This is a genomic window from Paracoccus bogoriensis (genome assembly GCF_019431455.1).
GTDB classification, from domain to species: Bacteria; Pseudomonadota; Alphaproteobacteria; order Rhodobacterales; family Rhodobacteraceae; genus Paracoccus; species Paracoccus bogoriensis.
The window spans coordinates 1-2,500 of the sequence record NZ_JAHYSR010000045.1 but is presented as its reverse complement, the minus strand read 5'-3'; the positions used below and the strand labels follow the sequence as shown (position 1 = coordinate 2,500).

At 55.7% G+C, this 2,500-nt stretch carries 1 tRNA gene and 2 rRNA genes (1 of these 3 cut by a window edge); all 3 read left to right on the top strand.

What is annotated here, in order from left to right:
* Nucleotides 1-2,142, top strand: a 23S ribosomal RNA gene (locus KY389_RS14900) (it extends 693 nt beyond the left edge of the window).
* A gap of 107 nt (nucleotides 2,143-2,249) precedes the next feature.
* Nucleotides 2,250-2,364, top strand: a 5S ribosomal RNA gene (gene rrf, locus KY389_RS14895).
* Between the two features lie 57 nt (nucleotides 2,365-2,421).
* Nucleotides 2,422-2,498 (top strand) — tRNA-Met (locus KY389_RS14890).
* The last annotated feature ends 2 nt before the right edge of the window (nucleotides 2,499-2,500 follow it).

Below are 2,500 nucleotides of genomic sequence, written 5' to 3'. Positions count from 1 at the left end.
CCCGAAACCGAGTGATCTAGGCATGAGCAGGATGAAGGTTGGGTAACACCAACTGGAGGTCCGAACCCACACCTGTTGAAAAAGGTCGGGATGACTTGTGCCTAGGGGTGAAAGGCCAATCAAACTCGGAGATAGCTGGTTCTCCGCGAAAGCTATTTAGGTAGCGCCTCGGACGTATCCCTCGGGGGGTAGAGCACTGCATGGATGATGGGGGCCCACAGCCTTACTGAGTCTAAGCAAACTCCGAATACCCGAGAGGACTATCCGGGAGACACACGGCGGGTGCTAACGTCCGTCGTGGAGAGGGAAACAACCCTGACCAACAGCTAAGGCCCCCAATTCGTGGCTAAGTGGGAAAGCATGTGAGACTTCCAAAACAACCAGGAGGTTGGCTTAGAAGCAGCCATCCTTTAAAGATAGCGTAACAGCTCACTGGTCTAATCAAGAGGTCTTGCGGCGAAGATGTAACGGGGCTCAAGCCACGAGCCGAAGCTTTGGGTGCATCCTTCGGGATGTGCGGTAGCGGAGCGTTCTGTGATAGAGAACGCTGCCTCTTTTGCTTCGCAAGAAGTAACGGAGGCAATGTTCTGACTGTGAAGCCGGGCCGTGAGGCAACCGGTGGAGTGATCAGAAGTGAGAATGTTGACATGAGTAGCGACAAACAGGGTGAGAGACCCTGTCGCCGAAAGTCCAAGGGTTCCTGCTTAAAGCTAATCTGAGCAGGGTGAGCCGGCCCCTAAGGCGAGGCCGAAAGGCGTAGTCGATGGGAACCAGGTTAATAGTCCTGGGCCAGGAGATGGTGACGGATCGCAGGTGTAGTTCCTCCTTATCGGATTGGAGGGGCTGCTGAGCGGTTCCTGGAAATAGCCCTCCACAAGACCGTACCCGAAACCGACACAGGTGGACTGGTAGAGAATACCAAGGCGCTTGAGAGAACCACGTTTAAGGAACTCGGCAAAATACCTCCGTAAGTTCGCGAGAAGGAGGCCCGATTGGCAGGCAACTGCCGGTCGGGGGCACAAACCAGGGGGTGGCGACTGTTTACTAAAAACACAGGGCTCTGCGAAGTCGCAAGACGACGTATAGGGTCTGACGCCTGCCCGGTGCCGGAAGGTTAAAAGGAGAGGTGCAAGCCTTGAATTGAAGCCCCGGTAAACGGCGGCCGTAACTATAACGGTCCTAAGGTAGCGAAATTCCTTGTCGGGTAAGTTCCGACCTGCACGAATGGCGTAACGACTTCCCCGCTGTCTCAAACGTGGACTCAGCGAAATTGAACTGTCTGTGAAGATGCAGACTTCCCGCGGTTAGACGGAAAGACCCCATGCACCTTTACTACAACTTCGCACTGGCATCAGGATTGCGATGTGCAGGATAGGCGGTAGGCTTTGAAGCAGGGACGCCAGTCCCCGTGGAGCCGCCCTTGAGATACCGCCCTTCGCACTCTTGATGTCTAACCGCGACCCGTTATCCGGGCCCGGGACCCTGCGTGGTGGGTAGTTTGACTGGGGCGGTCGCCTCCCAAACAGTAACGGAGGCGCGCGAAGGTTGGCTCAGAGCGGTCGGAAATCGCTCGTTGAGTGCAATGGCAGAAGCCAGCCTGACTGCAAGACTGACAAGTCGAGCAGAGACGAAAGTCGGCCATAGTGATCCGGTGGTCCCGAGTGGAAGGGCCATCGCTCAACGGATAAAAGGTACGCTGGGGATAACAGGCTGATGATGCCCAAGAGTCCATATCGACGGCATCGTTTGGCACCTCGATGTCGGCTCATCTCATCCTGGGGCTGGAGCAGGTCCCAAGGGTATGGCTGTTCGCCATTTAAAGAGGTACGTGAGCTGGGTTTAGAACGTCGTGAGACAGTTCGGTCCCTATCTGCCGTGGGTGTTGGAGACTTGAGAGGAGTTGCCCCTAGTACGAGAGGACCGGGGTGAACGTTCCACTGGTGGACCTGTTGTCGTGCCAACGGCAGTGCAGGGTAGCTATGAACGGACAGGATAAACGCTGAAGGCATCTAAGCGTGAAGCCCCCCTCAAAACAAGGTCTCCCTTGAGAGCCGTGGAAGACCACCACGTCGATAGGCCGGAGATGTAAGTGCAGCAATGCATTCAGTTGACCGGTACTAATGGCTCGACAGGCTTGATCTGATCCGGAAGAAGACAGACCATCCTGCAACCGCAGGAACCTGATCTCTTCCCCAAAACATCCTTGGACAACACGCTTCAAAAAAGCACGCTGAGCGTTTCTTTCCCGGTCTGGTGGCCCTAGCGCGAGCAAAACACCCGATCCCATCCCGAACTCGGCCGTTAAGTGCCGCTGCGCCGATGGTACTGCGTCTCAAGACGTGGGAGAGTAGGTCACCGCCAGACCTGGAAAGAAACGAATATCCCTCTGAAACGATGAAAAACCGATCAGGACAAAATTGGCGCGGGGTAGAGCAGCCCGGTAGCTCGTCAGGCTCATAACCTGAAGGTCGTAGGTTCAAATCCTACCCCCGCAACCAGA